Below are 22,099 nucleotides of genomic sequence, written 5' to 3' on the forward strand. Positions count from 1 at the left end.
GACCGACCGTAAGTCGCGAAACGTGCCCGGACATCGCTTGAGCGCACCCTGTAGGCACCTCGTAAGATTTGGCCGATGACCTCCGTACCCGGCCTGCCGGACGAGGCGTACCGGCATGACGGGCAGCTCACCAAGCGTGAGGTACGCGCGATCACGCTCGCCCGCCTGGCACCCGCCCCCGGCGAACTGCTGTGGGACGTCGGCGCGGGCGCGGGCAGCATCGCGATCGAATGGATGCGCGCCCATCCGGAATGCCGGGCCATCGCCGTCGAGGACCGTCCGGAACGCGCGGACCGCATCGCGGCCAACGCCACCGCACTCGATGTGGTGCACCTGAACGTCGTCATCGGCCAGGCCCCGGCCGTGCTCGCCGGTCTCGACTCCCCCGACGCGATCTTCATCGGCGGCGGCCTCACCGCGCCCGGCATGGTCGAGACCTGCTGGAACGCGCTGCGCCCCGGCGGCCGGCTGGTGGCCAACACGGTGACCGTCGAGGGCGAACGGGTCGTTCTCGACGCGCATCAGCGGCTGGGCGGCGACCTGACCCGGATCGCGATCGACCGCGCCGCCCCCCTAGGCGGCTTCACAGCCTGGCGCCCCCAAATCCCCGTGACCCAATGGACCCACGTCCGTTGACTCGTGGCGTGTTCGCCGTTCCGCACCCCGGAAAAGGGCGAACACGCCACGAGTCAACCGGGGGTGGGGTGGGGGGCGCGGCCTACGATCGTGCCGGAGCGGTCGATGACCACGATGTCGACCTCGACGGGGGCACCGCGCAGGACGTCCAGTGCGACGGTACGGGCGCGTGCGGCGACGAGGTCGCCCAGGGGGAGTCCGGCTTCGGCGCAGATCTGCAGGGCCTCCAGAGCTGTGCCGGCGGCACGCACCCGCTCCGCCGTCTCCGGGTCCCCGTCGATCAGGCCCGCGAGTAAGGCGAAGTCGACCTGCGAGCGCTTGGAGTGCAGGTCGAGATGGCCGGCCGCCAGCTTGGCGAGCTTGCCGATGCCGCCGGCGATGGTGAGCCGGGGGACCGGATGGCGGCGCACGTACTTGAGCACCGCGCCCGCGAAGTCGCCCATGTCCAGCAGCGCGTCCATCGGCAGTCCGTACAGCTCGGCGACGGTCTTCTCGGACGTGCTGCCGGTGGCGCCCGCGACATGCGTGCGCCCTGCGGCGCGGGCGACGTCCACGCCTCGGCGGATGCTGTCGATCCAGGCCGAGCAGGAGTACGGGACAACGACGCCGGTCGTCCCGAGGATCGACAGGCCGCCGAGGATGCCGAGCCGCGGGTTCCAGGTCCGGCGGGCCAGCTCCTCGCCGCCGTCCACGGAGATCTCCACGACGGTGTCGGCGTCCCCGAGCACCTCGCGCATCATCCGGCGGGGCACCGGGTTGATCGCCGGCTCGCCGACGTCCAGCGGCAGGCCGGGCTTGGTGACGGTGCCGACGCCCGGCCCGGCGCGAAACACCACGCCCGTGCCCGGAGCACCGTGCCGTACGGTCGCGCGGACCAGCGCGCCGTGCGTGACGTCGGGGTCGTCGCCGGCGTCCTTGACGATCCCGGCGGTGGCGGCGCCGTCCGCCAGTTCCTCGACGGCCAGCGCGAACGCGGGGCGCTGCCCGCGCGGCAGGACGATCTCGACCGGGTCCGGGAACGTGCCGGTCAGCAGCGCACCGTAGGCGGCCTTGGTCGCCGCGGTCGCGCAGGCGCCGGTGGTCCACCCGTACCGAAGAGAGCTCACCGCCCTACCATGCACCCCGTGCGCGTACTGCTGCTGAGCGGCACCGGCGAAGCGCGGCGGCTGGCCGGGCTGCTCGCCGATCGGCCCGGGTTCGAGGTCGTCAGCTCGCTGGCGGGCGCGGTCGCCGAGCCGGCGGAACGAGCCGGGACGACGCGGACCGGCGGCTTCGGCGGCCCGGACGGGCTCGCCGCCTGGCTGGCCGCCGAACGGATCGGCGCGGTCGTCGATGCCACGCACCCGTTCGCGGCGGCCATCACCGCATCGGCCGTGACCGCGACGCAACTCGCGGGCGTGCCGCTGCTGCTCCTCAGGCGGCCGGGCTGGACGGAAGGCCCCGGCGACGATTGGCGGCGCGTCCCCTCTCTGGCGGACGCGGCGCGCGCGCTTCCCGGTGAACGCGTCTTCCTCACCATCGGACGCAAGGACCTGGCGCCCTTCGCACAGGACGATCGCCGCTGGTTTCTCGTTCGGTCGGTCGATCCGCCGGAGCCGCCGATGCCGCCGCGCGTACGGGTCGTTCTGGCGCGCGGCCCGTTCACCGTTCAGAACGAGCTGGCGCTGATGCGCGAGCACGCCGTGGACGTGCTCGTCACCAAGGACAGCGGCGGTTCGATGACGGCGGCCAAACTCACCGCCGCCCGCCGCCTCGGGCTCCCCGTGGTGATGGTCGACCGGCCGCCCGTACCGGACGTTCCCACGGTGGACGGCGTCGCTGAGGCGCTGTCCTGGCTGGCGGCCCTGGAACGGGCCTGAACGGCTCTGAAGCGGGCCTGAAGCGGGCCGGACAGAGAAAAGGAACGATCCAGATATAACGCCCTTTTCACCATTAGTACCGGCAAGCCCGGCGCTCTACCGCAAACCCGGTCGAAGGTGTATGACTTACGCACGCTGCTCCCTCTCACGATTCGGCGAAATGAGGACGGCCGTGAGCGGACCCCATCACCTGGGCGGATCCGGGGACATGGGCACCAGGAACACCGGGGGCTTCGGGATCTCCCCCGGCGGTGACGGACGGCGATCGGCAGGGCGCGTCCGGGGCAGGGCCGCGTTCCTCGGGCCGCTGGCCGGGGCCGTCGCGCTGGCCACGCTGCTCGGCATCGGCGTGTACGCGTTCGCCATCAGCGGCGGCAGCTGCTCGGGCGAGGGGACGATCACGCTGGACGTCGCCGTCGCGCCCGGCATCGAGCCGGCGGTCATGAAGGCCGCGAAGCGGTTCAACTCCGGCCGCAACCCGGTGCGCGACAGCGCGGCCGCCACGCCCACCCCGGGCCTGCAGCAGCGCATCGGACGGGGCGGCGGGCGCTGCACCAAGGCGGTGGTCCGCAAGGCCGATCCGGGCGCGATGGCGGCGCTGCTGGCGGGGCAGGGCGTCCCCGGGCGGACCGACCGCAAGCCGGACGTGTGGATCCCCGACTCCTCCCTCTGGACCGCGATGGCCGGTCGCGGCGCCAAGCCCGCGCCGATCGAGGTCACCCGTACCTCGGTGGCGCGCAGCCCCATCGTCGTCGCGCTGCCGCGCACGCTGGCCGCGGGGCTCAAGGCCAGGGGCGTCACGGCCGCGCCGTCCTGGGACAACCTGCTCCAGGCCGCCGGGGGCACCGCCGGCGGGGCCGTGACCAAGAACCAGATGATCCCGCCCGGCTCGGTCCGGCTGCTGGTCCCCGATCCGGCCCGCGACGCCAGCGGGATGACCGCGCTGGTGATCACCGACATCCTGCTCGCCAACGACCCCAACAAGGGCTCGATCTTCACCGGCATCGTCCGGACCGTACGGGAGAGCACGCAGCCGAGCGTCCAGGCGCAGTTCGCGCAGTTCAAGCCGCAGCGGACGGGCAAGCGGCCGATCGCGATCGCCGCCGAGCAGGCCGTGTGGGCGTTCAACCGGACCGGTCCGGCCGAGCCGGCCGTCGCGCTCTACCCGCAGGAGGGCACGCTCTCGCTCGACCATCCGGTCGCGATCACCACCGCCGATCCCGGCCGGCGGGCCGCGGCGCGGCTGGTGGAACGGGCACTGGCCACCGAGGCGACCCGCGCCGACGTGCGCGAACTGGGCTTCCGCTCGCCCGACGGGAAGGCGCCCGGCACGTTCGGTGAGGCGAGCGGGGTGAGCCCGCAGCGCCCGCGCGACCTGCCCGCTCCCAAGCCGGCCACCACCCGGCAGGTCATGCAGGCCTGGTCGAAGCTGTCGCTCGGCATCCGGATGCTCACGCTGATCGACATCTCCGGCACGATGACCGAGCCCATCGCCCCCGGGACGACCCGGCTGCAGGCCACCGCGCGGACCGCGCAGGGCGGGCTGAGCATGATGGCCAACGACACCGAGCTGGGCGTCTGGGCGTTCTCCACGAAGCTGCGCGGTGACCAGGACTGGCGCGAACTGGTCGAGCTCGGCCCGCTCGGCGAGCGGATCGGCTCGGCCACCCGGCGCCAGCTCGCGCTGTCCGCGCTCGGCGCGGTCCGTCCCAAGCCGACCGGCGACACCGGCCTGTTCGAGACGCTGACGGCCGCGTACCGGGAGATGACCAAGACCTACAAGCCCGAGTTCGGCAACACCGTGCTGCTGTTCACCGACGGCAAGGGCAACGACGACCCCGGCGGGCCGTCGCTGGGCGAGACGCTGGCGGAGCTGCGCGAGATCACCGATCCGGAGCGGCCGGTGCAGATCATCATGATCGGCGTGGGCCGGGACGTGGACACCCGCGAGCTGCGCCGGATCGCCGGCGCCACCCCGGGCGGGGTGTACGTCGCCGAGTCGCCGGACCAGATCGTGAAGATCTTCCTGCAGGCGCTGTCGAACCGCATCGGCGACTGACAACAGGCGAAACCGGGCGAAATCCGCCGACCGCCTGCCGCGACGGGTGATTACACCGATGTGCGCCACGGCACCCCGCTCCAACAATTGCGGCACGTCGATCCCCGTGGGGGCGGCGCCGCATCCCAGTTGATCCGTCGGCGCGGCCTCCCCTACCCCGAACAGGAGTGCGTCGACATGCATCCCCGGAACACCCCTTCTGAAGACGCCCCGTCCCTCACGACCGGGCAGTACCTCAGAGCCGGGCAGCGCCACCCCCGCGCACGCGGCGGCAGGGTCGCGACCAAGGCCGCCCTCGCGCTCGCCCTGGCCGGCGGCACCATCGCCGTCGCGCCGGCCGTCCAGGCCGCTCCGGCCGCGCCGGCGACCGCACGGGTCGCCGCGAACCCGTACGAGCGCGGCCCGGCACCGACCGAGTCCAGCATCGAGGCGGCGCGCGGCCCGTACTCGACGTCCCAGACCTCCGTCTCCTCGCTCAGCGTCACCGGCTTCGGCGGCGGAACGATCTACTACCCGACCAGCACCAGCGACGGCACGTTCGGTGCCATCGCGGTCGCGCCCGGCTTCACCGCCGCGCAGTCCAGCATGTCCTGGTACGGTCCGCGGCTGGCCTCGCAGGGCTTCGTCGTCTTCACCATCGACACCAACTCGCGCTACGACCAGCCCAGCAGCCGCGCCGACCAGCTCGGGGCCGCACTGGACTACCTGACCCAGCGCAGCTCGGTGCGGACCAGGATCGACGCGACCCGGCTCGGCGCGATGGGCCACTCGATGGGCGGCGGTGGAACGATCGAGCTCGCCCAGGACCGGCCCGCCCTGCAGGCCGCGATCCCGCTCACCCCGTGGCACCTGACCAAGAACTGGTCCAGGGTCCAGGTCCCGACCATGGTCATCGGTGCCGAGAACGACTCGGTGGCATCCGTCGGCTCCCACTCCGAGCCGTTCTACAACAGCATCCCGGCGTCCTCGGAGAAGGCCTACCTGGAGCTGGACGGCGCCAGCCACTTCGCGCCGAACACCTCCAACACCACGATCGCCAAGTACAGCATCTCGTGGCTCAAGCGCTTCATCGACAACGACACCCGCTACGAGCAGTTCCTCTGCCCGAAGCCGAACGACCGTGAGATCTCCGAGTACCGGGACACCTGCCCGCACGCGTAGTTCTCAGCAGCAGTCCGTAGTTCTCAGCAGTTCAAGACCCGATGGCGGCCGCGCGCGCGGCCGCCATCGGCGCGTTCCGGGCATCCGCACGTACGAGCACAGGCACACGAGCACCGGCATGTACGAGCACCCGCGCGCACGAACAGAGGCAGCACGAAGGCCCGCGGGCTTCCCGTCCCCTTCTTCTGGGACGAGAGCCTGCGGGCCTTGGTGACTCAGCAGGTGATCCAGCCGGTGGCTCAGCCGTCGGAGCCGGGGCCCGGTCCTGGAATGGTGTCGAGCAGCCGGACCGCGCTCAGCGCGAGCACCACCTCGGTGAGGTCGCCCGGCTTGGCCAGCAGCCGCCCGGTGAGCTGCTCGATCCGGCGCAGCCGGTTGAGCACGGTGTTGTGGTGGCAGTACAGCCGGGCCGCCGCGCGGGCCGCCGAGCCGTCGCACTCCAGCCAGACGGCCAGCGTCGACAGCAGGACGTCCCGGTAGGCCGGGTCGATCTCGTACAGGGGACCCAGCACGGCACGGCCCAGCCGGCCCGCCAGCCGCGGCTGCGAGACCACCAGCGCGCCCGGCAGCCGCCGGTCGAGCAGCGCGATCTCGGGCTCCTCGGACCAGCAGGTGCGCAGCGCCAGCTCGGCCAGCCACCGGGCCGTGCCCAGCTCTGCCAGCGTGCACACGACCGGGCTGACCCCAGCGTGCGCACGTACGTGCGGCCGCAGCGTCTCGATCAGCTCGTCCAGGTCGGCGGTGCCCAGCGCGACCAGCGCGACCTGGGTGTCCGCCCGCATCCGCCAGATGAAACGCACCGAGCCGGACGCCGTCAGGCCGTCGCCGCCGCCGTCGATCAGGGCACCGCCGGCGCCACCGGGACGGTCGGGCATCTCGGACTGGCCGAGCACCACCACCGCGTACCGGCCCTGCTCGGGCAGCCCCAGCACCTCGTTGGCGGTGGCGAGCAGCCCGCCGTCGACGCCGTGCCCTTCGAGCAGCGCGTCGACGACCGCCTGCATCCGCTCCTCGCTGCGGCGCAGCAGGTCGTACTCGGTGCGGTGGTACGCGGCGGCGGCCGTGCTCGACTGCTCGTCGATCGTGTACCAGGTCCGGGTCGCGTGCCTGACCAGCGTCGGCACGTGCTCGGGCTCGTCCTGGGCGACCGCCTCGACGACGGCCTCCCAGAACACCATGCCCGCCAGCCGGTACGACCGCAGCAGCTGGTCGAGCGGCTGGCCCTGCTCGGCCCGGCGCCGGCCGAGCCGTTCGGCCCACTCCAGGTCCGTCCGGCCGCGGCCGGGATCCAGGATCGCCTCCATGCCGTGGCCGAGCCCGACATGGCAGACCTGCCAGAGGTCGTCGCGCAGCCCGGACGGGCGCTCCCAGTCCTCGCCACGCAAGATCTCCGCCACCAGCCGGTCCGCCATGTCGGGCAGCCGGTCGGAGAGCCGGGCGACGGCCTTTCGCAGGATCGCGGTTCCGCTCCGGTCCGAAGACGTCGTCATGATCGCCACACGCATCCTCCACCCCAAGGGTGGCGCCATGGTGCCACCGAGGTGCGGGATGTGGCCAGACGCGTACCGCTCACAACGCCCGGATTGTTGCCGCTCACAATCCGGGGCACCGCCCGTTGCGTCGCCTCCCTCAATTAGAACGTCGCTCTAGACCGGCCTCCGGGACACGTGCTGATGTTTGGCTCCCCCGACTCCCCAGCGGGGCCAGAGGAGGCACAAGGTGCGCGTTCAGCGACGCGGGCGCGGGAGGACTTCCGGATGAGTCCACCGGCATTGACCGTGACCGATCTGACGGTCGACTACGGCCCCGTCCGGGCCCTTCGGGAGGTCTCCCTCCTGGTCCCCGAAGCCGGCTTCGTCGCCGTCCTCGGCGGCAACGGGGCCGGCAAGTCCACGCTGCTGCGCGCCGTCTCCGGCGTGCTGTCGTACCACGGCGGCACCGTACGGTCCGGTGCCGTCTCGGCCGGCGGCACGACCCTGACCGGCCGCCGCGCGGACCAGATCGTCGGGCGCGGCGTCGTCCAGGTCCCCGAGGGCCGCGAGGTCTTCGCCCGGATGTCGGTCGGCGACAACCTGCGCGCGGGCGCCCTCGGCGCCCGCGACCGCAAGTCGGTCGCGGCGGCCCGCGAGCGCGTGCTGCGGCTGTTCCCGGTGCTGGCCGAGCGCGAGAAGCAGCGCGCCGGCCTGCTGTCGGGCGGCGAGCAGCAGATGCTGGCGATCGGCCGCGCGCTGATGGCCGAGCCCAGCCTGCTGCTGCTGGACGAGCCGTCCCTCGGCCTGGCCCCGATCATGATCGGCCGGATCGCCGAGACGATCCGCGCGATCAACGGCGAGGGCATCGCGGTACTGCTGATCGAGCAGAACGCGGCGCTGGCGCTCGAGCTGGCCTCGTACGCCTACGTCCTGGAGGTCGGCGCGGTCGCGCTGGAGGGCTCCGCGAGCGAGCTGGCGTCGTCCCCCGAGATCCGGGACCGCTACCTCGGCATCTCCGAGGAGGCCACCGAGGACGAGATCGCGGCGGCCGGCCCCGTGCGCACGCTCACGAGGTGGACCGGATGAACGTCGCCCAGTCCAACGGGCAGCGGTCGGCGGCCGAAGAGTCCGGCCGGCCCGCCGTCCCCGAGCTGGTGGTGCGGGGGCTGACCGTACGGTTCGCCGGCCTCACCGCGCTCGACGAGGTGGACTTCACCGTCGCGCCCGGCAGCCTGCACGCGTTGATCGGACCCAACGGGGCGGGCAAGTCGACCTGCTTCAACGTGCTGTCGGGCGTGTACCGCGCCACAGCCGGAAGCGTCCGGCTCGGCCGCTCCGAACTGACCTCGCTCAGCCCGCACCGCATCGCCGGGCTCGGCGTGGCCCGCACGTTCCAGAACATCGCGCTGTCGCAGCGGCTGAGCATCGCCGACAACCTCATGCTCGGCCGGCACCGGCTCACCCGGACCGGCTTCGTGTCGGCCGGACTGCGGCTGCCGCACGGGCGCCGCGAGGAGCGGCGGCACCGCGAGCGGGTCCGGGAGATCGCCGAGTTCGTCGGCATCGCCGAGCACCTGGCCACCCCGGCCGGGCTGCTCCCGTACGGCGTGCAGAAGCGCGTCGAGCTGGCCCGCGCGCTGTGCCTGGAGCCCAGGCTGCTGCTGCTGGACGAGCCGGTCGCCGGGATGAACGGCGGCGAGCGCCGGCAGATGGCGGCGCTGCTGCGCCAGGTCAGGACGGGCCTCGGGCTGTCGATCCTGCTGGTCGAGCACGACATGGACATGGTCGCGCGGCTGGCCGACGAGGTGACGGTGCTCGACTTCGGCAAGCGCATCGCCGGCGGCCCGCCCGCCCAGATCCAGCGCGACCCCGAGGTCATCCGCGCCTACCTCGGCACGGGCACCGGCGACCCGAGCCTGACCCCGTCCCCGACCACCAACCACGAGCAAGGGGGGACACAACCGTGACGGCATTTGCCGAGGTCCTGGTCAACGGACTTTCCAGCGGGGCCGTCTACGCGCTCATCGCGCTGGGCTTTGTGATCATCTTCAAGGCCACCGAGGTCATCAACTTCGCGCAGCCGTCGCTGCTGCTGGCCGGCGGCTACGTGATCGCCGAATTCCACGACGACATCGGCTTCCCCGCCGCGCTGCTGGCGGGCATCGCCACCACCGCGGTGCTGGCGGCGCTGGTGGAGATCCTGATCCTGCGCCGGCTCAAGGCCAGCGCGGCGGGCGGGCACTCCACGCTCAGCATCGTCACGATCGGCGTCGACATCATCCTCACCGTCGAGCTGACCCGCCGGATCGGCACCCGGGTGCTGCCGCTCGGCGACCCGTGGGGCAACAAGGTCGTGGAGATCGGCGGCGTCACGATCGCGCAGACCCGGCTGGCGGCCATCGCCATCGCGTTCGTCGCGATCACCGCGTTCCTGCTGGCCTTCAAGTACACCTCCTGGGGTGTGGCGATGCGGGCCACCGCCGAGCGGCGCGAGACCGCGGCGCTGATGGGCGTGCGGCTCGGCCGGGTCTCGGCGGGCGCGTGGGCGGTCGCCGGGGCGTTCGCCGCCCTCGCCGCGCTGTTCCTGTGCGTGTTCCCCACGCCCGGCCTGGACCGTACGACGTCGTACGCGGCGCTCAAGGCGCTGCCCGCCGCGGTGATCGGCGGGATCGACTCCACCACCGGCGCCCTGGTCGGCGGGCTGCTGATCGGGATCACCGAGTCCGCCGTGGTGGGCTACCAGAACGACTTCGCGATCCTCGGCGGCGGCTTCGCCGACGTCGCCCCGTACCTGCTCATGACGCTGGTGCTGCTGGCACGGCCCGCCGGGCTGTTCGGAACGCGGGAGGCCGCCCGTGTCTGAGAAGCCTGTGTCCGACAAGCCCGTGTTCGAGAAGCCCGTGGACGACGTGCCCGTGGACGACAGGCCCGTGGTCGACGCGCAGGCACCTGAGCCGCCGGCGCCTGCCCAGCCGGCACCGAAGCGCACGCGGTTCGGGCCGCCGGCGATCCTGCTGGGCGCCGGACTCGCCGGCCTGCTGGTGCTGCCGTTCTACGCCGACTCGTTCTGGCTGCAGGCCGGGCTGTTCGCGATGTCGGCCGCCGTCGGCGCCATCGGCCTGAACGTGCTCACCGGCGCGGCCGGCCAGCTGTCCATCGGGCACGCGTTCTTCCTCGCGATCGGCGCGTACTCCTACGTCTGGCTGGCGGCCGAGCCGGAGAAGGTGTCCGGCCACGAGCTGACCGGCATGGGCCTGCCCACCTGGCTCGCCGCGCTGGCGGCGGTCGTGGTGGCCGGGCTGGCCGGCGGGGTGTGCGCGCCGCTGGCCGGACGGCTCAAGGGCGCCTCGCTCGGCGTGGCCACGCTCGCGCTGGTCTTCATCGGCCAGCACATCCTGTTCCGCGCCGAGCCGGTGACCGGCGGCGTCAACGGCCGCGCCGTACCGCCGCTGGAGCTGTTCGGCATCCGGTTCGCCGACGTCCCCGACCCGGCGCTGATCCTCGGCGTGCCGTTCGGTGCCCTGGAACGGCTCTGGTACCTCGGGCTGGCCGTGCTGGTCGTGGCCGCCTGGTTCGCGCGCGGAGTGCTCCGCTCCCGGCCCGGCCGCGCGCTGAACACCGTCCGCGACAACGAGATCGCGGCCGGCGCGCTGGGCGTGCCGGTCAGCCGCTTCCGGGCGTCCGCGTTCGTGCTGTCGTCGATGTACGCGGGGCTGGCCGGGGTGCTGCTGGCCCTGGTCTTCCAGCGCACCGTGCCCGACTACTTCGGGCTCGCGCTCGCCCTGGACTACCTCGCCATGATCGTCATCGGCGGGCTCGGATCGGTCGGCGGTGCCGTGCTCGGCGCGGTCTTCGTCTCCATCCTGCCCCCGCTGCTGACCCGCTACGGCGGCAGCCTCCCGCTGGTCGCCGAGCCCGGCTCGGCGTCGGGCCTGGCCCCCGCCGAGGCGGCCCGGCTGGTGTACGGCGCCGTGTTCGTGGCCGTGCTGCTCTTCCTGCCGTACGGCCTGCTCGGCCTGTTCACGCGCATCCGTCCCCGCAACCGCCACCGCACGGGCCCGCCCCGGCGCGGCGGCGCGCACGGCCCTTCCAACAGTCATGACCTCGAGGAGCGAAAAGCATGAAGCAACCGATGTACCGGCGGCGGGTCACCGCGGTCGCGGCCGCGGCCCTTTCCCTGACCGTCGCGGCCGGTGCCGCCGGCTGCAGCGGCAAGTCCACCGGTGGTGAGGGGGCCGACGGCGTCAAGGTCGGGCCCGGCGTCACCAAGGACACGATCACGCTGGCCGCGCTGACCGACATGACCGGGCCGTACGCGCCGCTCGGCAAGGGCGTCACCCAGGCCCAGAAGCTCTACTACGACCAGCTGAACGCCGCCGGCGGCATCTGCGGGCGCAAGATCGAGCTGAAGGTCAGGGACCACGGCTACGACGTGCAGAAGGCGCTGGCCGCCTACAGCGAGATCGCCCCGGGCTCGGCGGCGATCCCGCAGGTGATCGGCTCGCCGATCACGGTCGCGCTGAAGCAGCGGCTGGAGAACGACCACCTGCTCACGATCCCGCAGGCCTGGGCGCACACGCTGCTCGGCAGCAAGCACGTCCAGATGACCGGCACCACCTATGACCTGGACATGGTCAACGGCGTCGACTTCCTGACCCGGGAGAAGGGCGTCAAGAAGGGCGACAAGATCGGCCACCTGGTCCTGGAGGGCGACTACGGGCAGAGCGCGCTGGCCGGCGCCAAGTACGCCGCCGGCAAGGTCGGGCTCACCCTGGTCGAGCAGCAGGTCAAGGCCACCGACGCCGACATGACCGCGCAGGTCGGCGCGTTCAAGAAGGCCGGGGTCAAGGCGATCCTGGTCAGCGTCAGCCCCAAGCAGGCCGCCTCGCTGGTCGGCGTGGCCGCGGCGACCGGCCTGAACGTGCCGTTCGCGGCGAGCAACTCCGCCTTCGCGCAGCAGCTGCTGGCCACGCCGGTCGGCCCGGCCTTCCAGAAGGACTACTACGTGATGACGGCCGCGCCGCCGTTCAGCGTGGACACGCCGGGGATCAAGAAGCTCGCGGGCGAGTACCAGATGGCGTACAAGGGCCAGCCGCTGGACGCCTCGGTCTACTCGGGCTACACCACCGCCGCCGTCGTGGGGGAGGCGCTGAAGAAGGCGTGCGCCGCCAAGGACCTGTCCCGGGACGGCATCGTCACCGCGCACCGCTCGACCAACGCGTTCGAGATCGGCCTGGGCGGTGCGCCGATGGACTTCACCCAGACGAACCGTCCCGCCGCCCGGGCGAGCTACGTCGTGAAGCCCGACAAGGACTCGCTCGGCGGCACCAAGCTCGAAGAGGAGGCCAAGGAGTCCGAGCTCGCCAAGGGCTACAACCCGCCGGCCGGATAGTGACCTCATGACCCGGCTCAACGGCTTGACGCAATTCAACGGCGGCCGTCGCCTGTGATCGCCCACCGCCGCGCCTCCGGGCGCGGCGGTGGGACAGGCGGCACTCATATCTCGGGGGTTCGTGCGCCCGCTCGACACGAACGGAGAGTGTGACGTGGTTTCCGGTACAACAACCGTCCTGCCCCAGCCCCGCACCATCCCTGTCCGGCCCGGCCTTCCCGCGGCTCCGCGAGGCGCAGCCCCGCCGGCCGTCGCGTACGGCCGGGACCGCGAGCTGGAGACCCTCGGCGAACTGCTCGGCGACGCCCACGCCGGGCGCGGCGGCGCGCTCGCCATCGTCGCCGGACCCGGAATGGGCAAGAGCGCCCTGCTGGAGATCGCCGCCGGCCGGGCCGGCCGCGCGTTCCGCACGCTGCGGGCCCGCGGCATCCGGCAGGAGAGCGCGGTCCCGTACGCGGGGCTGCACCGCCTGCTGCGCCCGGTCGCGAACGTGATCCCCAGGCTCCCTCGCAACCAGGCGGCCGCGCTCGCGCTCGTCGCCGACGGCGGCGGCACCGCGACCCCGCCTTTCACCCTGTACGCGGCGGTCTGCTCCCTGCTGTCCGAGGCCGCCGCCGACCGTCCCGTGCTGTGCTGGATCGACGACGCCCACCGGCTCGACCGGGTGTCGCTGGAGGCGCTGGCGTTCACCGCGCGCCGGATCGGCGACGCCCCGGTCGCCATGCTGTTCGCCGCCCGTACCGGGCACCAGGCGTCCGCCGTGGACGACTGCCTCGCCGACATCCCGCGGCTCCCGCTGGGCCCGCTCGACGAGGCCGACGGCGTCCGGATGCTGGAGAGCCTCACCCGCGGCGACCTGGACGACGAGCTGGCCACCGAGGTGGTCGAGCTGGCCAGCGGCAACCCGCTGGCGCTCGCCGAGTTCGCCGCCGCGTTCACCCCCGACCAGCTGGCCGGCACGGCGGCACCGCCGCGCGCGCTGCCCGCCCGCAGCACGCTGCGGTCCCACTACCGGCGCCGCTACCTGCGGCTGACGTCCGGGGCGCGGCGGCTGGTCCTGCTGGCCGCCGCCGACGACCGGCTGGACCAGAACACGCTGGCCCGCGCCGCCTCCGAGGACGGCATCGACATGCGGGAGCTGGAATGGGCCCGCGCCTCCGGGCTGATCCGGATCGAGGGCGACCGGGTGGAGATGGCCAGCCCGCTCGTCCGGTCCAGCCTGTACGCGGACGCCTCGCCGGCCGAGCGGCGCGCCGTACACGACCTGCTGGCCCGCGTCCTGGACCGCGGCTGGCACGCCCCGCGCCGCAGCTGGCACCGGGCCGCGATGGCCGAGGGCGCCGACGACGCGCTGGCCGGCGAGCTCACCGGCGCGGCCGAGGTCCTGCAGGGCGTCGGCAGGCACGCCGAGGCCACCCGCTCCTGGCAGCGCTCGGCCGAGCTCACCGCCGATCCCGAGGCGCGCGCCGACCGGTACATCGCCGCCGCCCGCGAGGCCTGGAAGGCCGGCCGGATGCGGCGCGCCCGCGCGATGCTCAGGCAGGTCCGCCCCTGCACCGCCGACCCGGGCCGGCTCGGCCGCGCCGACCTGCTCCAGGGCGAGATCGAGCTGTTCGACGGGCTGCCGGTGATGGCGCTGTGGATCCTGCAGGAGGCCGCCGAGCAGCTCGCCGAGGTCGACCCGCCGCTCGCGCTGAACGCGCTGCTGCAGGCCTCGGCCGCCGCCGACACGACCGGCGACCACCACTGCCACCGCGTGATCGTGGAACGTGCGATCCGGCTCGCCGAACGGTCCTCGCCGGCGGAGTCCCCGCTGGTGGAGCTGGCCCTGGAGTACTTCACCGGGATGGCGGCGGCCGCGCACCACCGGCACCAGGAGGCGGCCGGCAGGCTGGGCCGCGTCCTGGAGCTGGCGGACGCGATGGACGACGGGGACGTCAAGACCTGGGCGGCGGCCGCCGCGATCGTGCTCGGCGACGACCGGCGGGCCCGCGAGCTGGCCGCGCGGGCGGTCGCCGGGAGCCGGGGCCGGGAGGGCGCGGTGATGGAGCCGAGGGCGCTGACCCTGCTGGCGCACTGCGAGGTCCTCCTCGGCCGCTACCCGGCCGCCGAGTCCACCGCCCGGGAGGGGCTGCGGCTGGCCCGCGCCGCCGGGCAGCGCAACCAGGCGATCGAGCAGCGGGCCGTACTGGCGCTGCTGGCCGCGTTCCGCGGCGACCGGGACACCGCGCTCGGCCATCTGGACGGCCTGGCCGAGGAGGGCGGCCGGCGCGAGCTGGTCCGCGCCACCTCGCTGGGCAGCTGGGCGATGGCCTGCCTGGACCTGGCCGACGACCGTCCGGCGGACGCGGTCGCCCGGCTCCGCCACCCGACGGGCGCGGGCTACCCGATCCTGCGGCTGCTGGCGATCCCGCACTTCGTCGAGGCCGCCGTCCGGATCGGCCGGCCCGAGATCGCGCGGCGCGCGCTCGCGGCGTTCGAACGCTGGGCGGCCCGGTCGCAGAGTCCCGGCCGGCGAGCCCTGGTCGAACGCTGTCGGGCCCTGCTGGCGGACGACGACGAGACCGCCGCCGCGCACTACGAGGAGGCGCTGCGGCTGCATGAGGACGGCGAGTCGGCGTTCGAGCTGGCCCGTACCGCGCTGCTGTACGGGCACCGGCTGCGGCGCGGCCGGCGTCCCCGCGACGCGCGGGCGCATCTGCGCAACGCCGCGCACATCTTCCAGCGGGCCGGCGCCGAGGCCTGGGCCGCCCGCGCCCGCGCGGAACTGCGCGCGGCCGGGGAGACGCTGGAGGACACGGAGCGGACGGAGGCCGGGCCGCTGGACGAGCTGACCGCGCAGCAGTTGCAGATCGCCCGGCTGGTCGCGGGCGGCGCCACCAACCGGGAGATCGCCGCGCAGCTGGTGATCAGTCCGCGCACCGTGGACGGCCATCTGCGCAACATCTTCGCCCGGCTCGGCATCCGGTCCCGGATCGAGCTGGCGCACCTGCTGCGCTGAGCGCATGCCGGACTGAGCGGGGTCGGACCGAGCACGGGCCGGACCGAGCACGGGCCGGACTGAGCGCGGGCCACGTCCCGAACGACCGAGGTCGCGGGCGGCAGGGGGTGCCGGGAGGCCCTCCGCCGCCCGCGACCTCTGCGGTTTCGGCGGAGCGGCCCGGTTTCCGCCTTGCATCGCGGTACGGTGGAACCCGCCATCGGTCCGGCCCCGGTACCCGCCCCGGGACCTCGGCTCGGGGCTGCCTCTCCCTGAAGAAAAAAGATCAGTCGCACGATGCGTTGCCTCATCACTCCCTGTAGATGAATGATGACGGTGCGCGCTTCCGATCTCACAGAGTGGTGATCCCGTGATCTTCGGTAAGACATGGACCGTCATGGAGGCGCCGTCATGACGACCGCCATGGAACGCCTCGGCGACCGGCTCCTGTTGTCCGGTGGCCTCGTGCAGGGACGGGCGGCTCGCCGCGCCGTCCGGGAGCGCGCGGCCAAGGTCATCGGCGACGGTGACCTGCTGGACGACATCGAGCTGATGACCTCCGAGGCCATCGCCAACGCCGTGCTGCACGGCTCCGAGCCGATCGGGGTCACGGTCACGACCGACGGGCACCAGGTGCGCGTCGAGGTCCGTGACGGCGGCCCGGACGGGCGGCGCGACCTGGCCAGATGCGGCACCGACCACGGCCGCGGCCTGGGCGTCATCGACGCGCTCGCCGCCGAGTGGGCCTTGGAGCAGTCGACCGGCGAGACCCGGCTGTGGTTCGTCGTGGCGGCGTGCGCCGGACCGTCGCCCGGCTGCACCTGCTCCGTACCGCCCGCTCCACCGCCTTGACCGGCCCCGTGGCCGCCGCCACGGCCGCCACCGTGGGCGCCGGTGCGGGTCAGGCCGGGTCGTCCTGGGCTTCGGGAGTGAGACGGGCGCGGACCACCTTGCCGGTGGCGTTACGCGGTAGCTCACCGACGAAGTGCACGTCCCGGGGCACGGCGAAGCGGGCCAGGTTGGCACGCACGTGCGCGCGCACCGCGTCGGCGTCGAGCGTTTCGCCGGGCTTGGGCACGACGTACGCGACGAGCCGCTGCCCGAACTCGTCGTCCGGTGCCCCGATGACCGCGACCTCGCGTACCTCCGGCAGCCGCGCGAGCACCTCCTCGACCGCGCTCGGGAACACGTTCTCGCCACCCGAGACGATCATGTCGTCGTCCCGGCCCCGGACGAACAGCCGGCCCGCCTCGTCCAGCCGGCCGAGATCGCCGAGGCACATCAGCCCGTCCCGCATCTCCTTGGTGCCGCCGCCGACGTAGCCGGCGAACAGCAGCTCGTTGGCGGCGAAGATCCGTCCCGTGGTCCCGGCCGGCACCGGCTCGCCCCGCTCGTCCAGGATCGCCACCCGGGTCCCCGGCGGCGGGGTCCCCGCCGTGTCGGGGCTCGCCCGCAGGTGGGCGGGGGTCGCGATGGTGACCCAGCTGGCCTCGGTCGACCCGTACAGGTTGTAGAGGACGTCGCCGAACGCGTCCATGAACGCGGTCGCCAGCTCGCCCGGCAAGGCCGACCCGCTGACCGCCGTGATCCGCAGCGACGAGGTGTCGCAGGAAGCCAGCGTTTCAGCGGGCAGCTCCAGCACTCGCTGCAGCATGACCGGGACCGCGACCAGCGCGGTGGCCCCGGTCGACTCGACGGCCTTCAGGGTCGACTCGGGATCGAAGCGGCGCCGCAGCACGATCGTCGCGCGCAGCGAGATCGCCGTCTGGAGCATCGCGTAGCCCCAGGTGTGGAAGAGCGGTGCCTCGATCAGCATCCGCTCGTGCAGCCGGTACGGAATCCGCGACAGGATCGAGGCGAGCGGCGTCATGCCCGGACGGGAGTGCCGATCGGCGCCCTTGGGCGGGCCGGTCGTCCCCGAGCTGAGCATGATCGTACGGCCGGCCTTCGGCGGCGGCGCGAGCCTGGTGTCCGGGGCCGACGCGATGAGCTCGTCGAGGCCGCGGTCGGGCCCGTACGCGGTCACCACCCGTACCGCGTCCGGTACGGCGGCCAGAAACTCGGCGAACTCGGGGTCGGCGATCACGACCCCGATCTCGTGCCGTTCCAGTACGGCCAGCAGCTGCGCGGTGCTCATCCCGGTGTTGAGCAGTACGAGATCGGCGCCGCCCTTGCTGCACGCGATGAGCGTCTCCAGCATGCCCCGGTGGTTGCGGCACAGCACCGCGACGCGGGACCCGCCGAGCACTGCGGCCAGCCGGTCGGTACGGGCGTCGAGCTCCGCGTACGTGAGCTCGCCGTCGTCGTCGATGAGCGCGATCCGGCCGGGGTCGCGGGCGGCGGCCGACGTGAACGTGCCGCCCAGCAGGGTGCCCCAGCGCCGCAGCGCGTTCAGCTGGCGGGCGACGCGGTGCGGCGGGCCGGGACGCAGCAGCCCGCTGCGCGCCATCATCGCCGCGATCCGGCCGACCGCGCGGGTGCGCCGTCCGATGTCCGATGCTCCGCTCATGCGCCGCCCCCACGACGGTTCGGGGGAAGGCGGCGGGCCTGGCTCCGCCGCTCGCCCGGGGTCATGCCGCCCCAGATGCCGTACCGCTCCTCGCTCATCAGCGCGTGCGCCAGGCACTGGCGGCGGACGCGGCAGCCCTCGCAGATCCGCTTGGCCGGGCCGGGGTCGGCGTGGTCGGGGAAGAACAGCTCCCAGTTCCCCACGCACTCCGCGCCGTCCATCCAGATCTCGGCCAGGGGCTCGGCCACGGTCGCGCGCACGGCGGCGGCGGGCGGGTAGGCGGTAACAGGGGCCATGGACATGGGCCTCCTCCCAGGAAGCGGCGGGGATCGGGCGGCTCTCCGCTTGGGTCCCGACCGTAGGGGCGGCGGTACGGGGCGGGCTCCTGCGTCAGACCAGGTATTCGGACGCGTCGTTATTAACGTCATGACAACTTCCGGGTGCGAGCGGCCGGCCTACACGGCCCCCCACCCCCTGCGCCTACTCAATCCCGCTCAGTCCAGTAAGCCCGGATTGTCACACTTGTACCTAGATCCACTCGGCCCGATCCAGGACACTGCACCGACGGCCGTGTGCCCGAAACCCGATCCGGCCATCGCAGCGAGGTGAAGGCATGACAGGTAAGGCCCGCCTGACGAGGCGCCGTCCGAGCTCCGCCCCGGGCCGCGGCAGGCGGCCACTCGCCGCCGGCGCGCTCGCCGCCGTCATGGTCGCGTCCCTGGGTGTCACGGCCACCGGTACGGCGCAGGCACGGACCGGGTTCGCCCTCAAGGCGGCCGACACCGGGGCGAAGATCACCAAGACCGCGAAGCTGAGCGCGAACCAGGTGGACGTCACCATCGACTCGCCGTCGCTGGGCAAGTCGGTCAAGACCCGGATCCTGCTGCCCGCGAACTGGCGGGCGGACGCGACCACGACCTGGCCGGTGCTGTACGCCTACCACGGCGGCCAGGACGGCTACACCTCGTGGACCCGCAACACCGACATCGAGGCGTGGGCCGCCCAGTACAACGTCATCGTGGTCATGCCGGAGGCCTCGAACGGCTCGTACGCCGACTGGTTCAACTACGGCAAGCGCGGGACGCCCAAGTGGGAGACGTTCCACACCACGGAAGTGCGCCAGCTCATGGAGCGCAACTACCACGCGGGTGGGCTGCGCGCGGCGATCGGGAACTCATCGGGTGCCCAGGGCGCGTTCTCCTACGCCGCCCGCCACCCGGGCATGTTCAAGCACGTTGCGTCACTGAGCGGGCTGCTGTCGATGCGCTCGCCCGGCATCCCGGCCCTGCTGATGTTCACCAACGCGGGCAACGGCCAGGACCCGTTCGCCATCTGGGGCATCCCGTGGGCCGACGACGCCAACTGGAAGTCGTACGACCCGTCCGCGCAGGCCGAGAAGCTGCGCGGCACCAAGCTGTTCTTCTCTTCGGGAACGACCGGCCGGCCAGGCCCCGGTGACCCGGACGTCGCGCCGTGGGACATCGGCCTTCTCAGCGAGATCGCCATCGGCAACAACAACGTCGAGTTCCGCAAGCGCCTGGACCAGCTCGGCGTTCCCTACACGGCCCACATCTACGGGGACGGCCGGCACAACTGGCCCGCCTGGATCCGCGAGACCAAGACCGTGTGGCCGTCCCTGATGGCCTCCATCAGCGCTCGGAGGCTTTGACACCGGCCGTCGCGGGCACGGCCTCGGACCCGGCTTCGGCCTCGGACCCGGCTTCGGGCTCGGGGCCGGCTTCGGGCTCGGGGCCGGCCCCCGCCTCGGGGGCGGCGGGCATGTCGAGGGCGTCACGCAGGACGACCGGCTTGAGCGCCGCCGCCGCGATGATGCCGACGACCGCGATGGCGGCCGAGACCAGGAAGATCTGGCCGGTGGCGTCGCCGTACGCGGCGCGTACCACCTCCTGGACCGGGCCCGGCAGGGCCGCGATGTCGAGGCTGCCCCCGGCCGCGTCGCCGCCGCCCTGGACCCCCATCTTCTCCAGGCCGCGGGTGATGTTGGTGGCGACATGGCTGGCCAGGATGGCGCCGAGCACCGAGACGCCGATCGTCCCGCCGAGTGAGCGGAAGAACGTGACGACGCCGCTGGCCGCGCCGATCTCGCGCAGCGGTACGGAGTTCTGCACGACCAGCACGAGGTTCTGCATCGAGGCGCCGACGCCGATACCGACCAGCAGCATCCCGAACCCGACGTACACCAGCGGGGTCGTGGCGTCGATGAAGCCCAGCACGAGGAAGCCCGCGGTCAGCACGACCGTCCCGAACACGATGTAGGGCTTGACCTTGGCGGTCTTGGTGGTGAGCCGGCCGATGATCGTGGACGAGAGCAGCACGCCGGCCATCATCGGGATGGTGAGCAGGCCCGCCTTGGTCGGGCTGTAGCCGCGGCCGATCTGGAAGTACTGGCCGAGGAAGACCGCTCCGCCGAACATCGCCATGCCGACCGCCAGGCTCGCCACGATCGACAGCGCGGTGTTGCGGCGGGCGATGACGTCCAGCGGGATGACGGGCTCGGCGACCTTGGCCTCCACCAGCACGGCCACGGCCAGGATCGCGACGCCGCCGCCGGCCATCGCGGCGGTCTGCCAGGACAGCCACGGGAACGAGGCGCCCACGAACGTGATCCACAGCAGCAGCAGGCTGACGCCGCCCGCGATGAACAGCGCGCCCCAGTAGTCGATCTTCACATCGTCGCGCCGGATCACCGGCAGCTTCAGCGTCTTGTGCAGCAGCACGAACGCCACCACCGAGAACGGGACGCCGACGAAGAAGCACCAGCGCCAGCCCAGCCAGGAGGTGTCGACGATCAGGCCGCCCAGCAGCGGGCCGCCCACCGTCGCCACCGCCATCACGCCGCCGAGGATGCCGTAGTAGCGGCCGCGCTCGCGCGGGCTGATCATGCTGGCCATCACGATCTGGACCAGGATCTGCAGCGCGCCCATGCCCAGGCCCTGGAAGGCGCGGGCGGCGATCAGCTGCGTGGTGTCCTGCGCGAAGCCGGACAGCAGCGAGGCCACCGTGAAGATCACGATCGCCAGCTGCAGCAGCTTCTTCTTGTCGTAGAGGTCGGCCAGCTTGCCCCAGATCGGGGTACTGGCCGTGGAGACCAGCAGGGTGGCGGTGACGACCCAGGTGTACTGCGACTGGCTGCCCTCGAGCGCGCCGATGATCTGCGGCAGCGCGGTGGACACGACGGTCCCGCTCAGCATCGCGACGAACAGCACGAGCAGCAGGCCGCTCAGCGCGTTCAGGATCTGCCGGTGCGTCATCGGCGGGGCGCCGGGTCCGGACGAGGTCTGCACGCTCAAGTGCTGCCTCCAGGCGTGAGGTTCGGGGAGAGTGACACAGCTGAAATGCCGCTCGACCGGATAATATTCCCAGTGGGCAACTTTTCCCAGTGAGCATGATTAATTTCCCTGGATAGGCTGGTCGCATCATGGGCACCCCGGTGGGACTGCGCGAACGCAAGAAAGAGGCGACGCGCACGGCGCTGCACGAGGCGGCGGTACGGCTCGCGGTCGAGCGCGGCCTCGAGGAGGTCACCGTCGAGGCCATCGCCGACGCCGCCGGTGTATCCCGCCGCACCTTCTCCAACTACTTCGCCGCCAAGGAGGACGCCCTCCTCTACGGCGACGAGCAGCGGATGGAGACGCTGCTGGAGGCGTTCACCGCCCGCCCGCCCGGCGAATCCTCCTGGGCCGCGCTCCGGCTGACCTGCCATGCCCTGTACGAGGAGAAGGGCGAGCCCGACCCGCAGTGGGCCGTCCAGACCCGCCTCGCCCGCCGGCATCCGACCGTCCTGGGCCGCCAACTCGCCCACGTCGCCACGTTCGAGCGCCGCCTCGCCGAGGCCATCGCCGCCCGCGACGGCCTCCCCGAGACCGCCCTCCGCGCCCGCGTGATGGCGGCCGCGTTCCTGACCTCCATGCGGGTCGCCTCGCAGCGCTGGACCGACGAGCAGCCGCCCCGTTCACTGCGCACCCTCATGGAGCAGACCCTCGACGAGATGTCCGGCCCGTTCGCCTGAC

At 72.9% G+C, this 22,099-nt stretch carries 18 protein-coding genes; 13 read left to right on the top strand and 5 right to left on the bottom strand.

The window, feature by feature from the left end:
• Positions 1-75 precede the first annotated feature (75 nt).
• Positions 76-636 carry a precorrin-6Y C5,15-methyltransferase (decarboxylating) subunit CbiT gene (gene cbiT / locus ACH34Q_RS21225; protein WP_395984728.1) on the top strand — a complete coding sequence of 187 codons (561 nt, stop codon included), beginning with the start codon at positions 76-78 and terminating at the stop codon, positions 634-636.
• Between the two features lie 53 nt (positions 637-689).
• On the opposite strand, the gene ACH34Q_RS21230 is transcribed toward cbiT, so the two are convergent.
• Entirely contained in the window at positions 690-1,742 is a 1,053-nt protein-coding gene (locus tag ACH34Q_RS21230; RefSeq protein ID WP_395984729.1) for a cobalt-precorrin-5B (C(1))-methyltransferase, read from the bottom strand.
• A gap of 18 nt (positions 1,743-1,760) precedes the next feature.
• Between ACH34Q_RS21230 and ACH34Q_RS21235 the strand changes: the two genes are divergently transcribed.
• The 3 genes from ACH34Q_RS21235 (at position 1,761) to ACH34Q_RS21245 (ending at position 5,715) form a co-directional block, all read left to right on the top strand.
• Positions 1,761-2,495 (top strand): cobalt-precorrin-6A reductase, encoded by a 735-nt coding sequence (locus tag ACH34Q_RS21235; RefSeq protein WP_395984730.1) that lies wholly within the window; start codon positions 1,761-1,763, stop codon positions 2,493-2,495.
• 172 nt (positions 2,496-2,667) lie between these two features.
• Positions 2,668-4,554: a substrate-binding domain-containing protein gene (locus ACH34Q_RS21240; RefSeq protein ID WP_395984731.1), complete on the top strand. Its 1,887-nt coding sequence runs from the start codon at positions 2,668-2,670 to the stop codon at positions 4,552-4,554.
• A gap of 177 nt (positions 4,555-4,731) precedes the next feature.
• Positions 4,732-5,715, top strand: coding sequence for an alpha/beta hydrolase family protein (locus ACH34Q_RS21245; protein ID WP_395984732.1), 984 nt, complete (start codon positions 4,732-4,734; stop codon positions 5,713-5,715).
• Positions 5,716-5,954: 239 nt separating this feature from the next.
• Here the strand turns inward: ACH34Q_RS21245 and ACH34Q_RS21250 are convergent, their stop codons facing one another.
• Positions 5,955-7,205: a PucR family transcriptional regulator gene (locus tag ACH34Q_RS21250; RefSeq protein WP_395984733.1), complete on the bottom strand. Its 1,251-nt coding sequence runs from the start codon at positions 7,203-7,205 to the stop codon at positions 5,955-5,957.
• 267 nt (positions 7,206-7,472) lie between these two features.
• On the opposite strand from ACH34Q_RS21250, the gene ACH34Q_RS21255 reads away from it, so the two are divergent.
• From ACH34Q_RS21255 to ACH34Q_RS21285, 7 genes are all read left to right on the top strand, one after another.
• A complete protein-coding gene (locus tag ACH34Q_RS21255) occupies positions 7,473-8,273 on the top strand; it encodes an ABC transporter ATP-binding protein (RefSeq protein WP_395984734.1) in 801 nt (266 codons plus the stop codon).
• Complete coding sequence (locus tag ACH34Q_RS21260) at positions 8,270-9,154, top strand: ABC transporter ATP-binding protein (protein ID WP_395984735.1); 885 nt, start codon at positions 8,270-8,272, stop codon at positions 9,152-9,154. The genes ACH34Q_RS21255 and ACH34Q_RS21260 overlap by 4 nt, the downstream gene beginning before the upstream one ends.
• A complete protein-coding gene (locus tag ACH34Q_RS21265; RefSeq protein ID WP_395984736.1) occupies positions 9,151-10,050 on the top strand; it encodes a branched-chain amino acid ABC transporter permease in 900 nt (299 codons plus the stop codon). The genes ACH34Q_RS21260 and ACH34Q_RS21265 overlap by 4 nt, the downstream gene beginning before the upstream one ends.
• Entirely contained in the window at positions 10,043-11,311 is a 1,269-nt protein-coding gene (locus ACH34Q_RS21270) for a branched-chain amino acid ABC transporter permease (protein WP_395984737.1), read from the top strand. The genes ACH34Q_RS21265 and ACH34Q_RS21270 overlap by 8 nt, the downstream gene beginning before the upstream one ends.
• Entirely contained in the window at positions 11,308-12,579 is a 1,272-nt protein-coding gene (locus ACH34Q_RS21275; RefSeq protein WP_395984738.1) for an ABC transporter substrate-binding protein, read from the top strand. The genes ACH34Q_RS21270 and ACH34Q_RS21275 overlap by 4 nt, the downstream gene beginning before the upstream one ends.
• A 154-nt stretch (positions 12,580-12,733) precedes the next feature.
• Positions 12,734-15,580 carry an AAA family ATPase gene (locus tag ACH34Q_RS21280; protein WP_395984739.1) on the top strand — a complete coding sequence of 949 codons (2,847 nt, stop codon included), beginning with the start codon at positions 12,734-12,736 and terminating at the stop codon, positions 15,578-15,580.
• Positions 15,581-15,970: 390 nt separating this feature from the next.
• Positions 15,971-16,411, top strand: a complete 441-nt coding sequence (locus ACH34Q_RS21285) for an ATP-binding protein (protein ID WP_395984740.1) — start codon at positions 15,971-15,973, stop codon at positions 16,409-16,411.
• Positions 16,412-16,460: 49 nt separating this feature from the next.
• Here the strand turns inward: ACH34Q_RS21285 and ACH34Q_RS21290 are convergent, their stop codons facing one another.
• Both ACH34Q_RS21290 and ACH34Q_RS21295 read right to left on the bottom strand, forming a co-directional pair.
• A complete protein-coding gene (locus ACH34Q_RS21290; protein WP_395984741.1) occupies positions 16,461-18,068 on the bottom strand; it encodes an AMP-binding protein in 1,608 nt (535 codons plus the stop codon).
• Complete coding sequence (locus ACH34Q_RS21295; protein WP_395984742.1) at positions 18,065-18,364, bottom strand: WhiB family transcriptional regulator; 300 nt, start codon at positions 18,362-18,364, stop codon at positions 18,065-18,067. Before ACH34Q_RS21295 ends, ACH34Q_RS21290 begins: the two co-directional genes overlap by 4 nt.
• A gap of 317 nt (positions 18,365-18,681) precedes the next feature.
• On the opposite strand from ACH34Q_RS21295, the gene ACH34Q_RS21300 reads away from it, so the two are divergent.
• Positions 18,682-19,737, top strand: a complete 1,056-nt coding sequence (locus ACH34Q_RS21300; RefSeq protein ID WP_395984743.1) for an alpha/beta hydrolase — start codon at positions 18,682-18,684, stop codon at positions 19,735-19,737.
• On the opposite strand, the gene ACH34Q_RS21305 is transcribed toward ACH34Q_RS21300, so the two are convergent.
• Complete coding sequence (locus ACH34Q_RS21305) at positions 19,718-21,340, bottom strand: MDR family MFS transporter (RefSeq protein WP_395984783.1); 1,623 nt, start codon at positions 21,338-21,340, stop codon at positions 19,718-19,720. The genes ACH34Q_RS21300 and ACH34Q_RS21305 overlap by 20 nt on opposite strands.
• Before the next feature lie 167 nt (positions 21,341-21,507).
• Here ACH34Q_RS21305 and ACH34Q_RS21310 point away from each other — a divergent pair, with 167 nt between their 5' ends.
• On the top strand, positions 21,508-22,098 hold the full coding sequence (locus tag ACH34Q_RS21310; RefSeq protein WP_395984744.1) for a TetR/AcrR family transcriptional regulator: 591 nt from the start codon (positions 21,508-21,510) through the stop codon (positions 22,096-22,098).
• The last annotated feature ends 1 nt before the right edge of the window (position 22,099 follow it).

Source organism: Actinomadura sp. 9N407 (assembly GCF_044326315.1).
Lineage (GTDB): Bacteria > Actinomycetota > Actinomycetes > Streptosporangiales > Streptosporangiaceae > Spirillospora.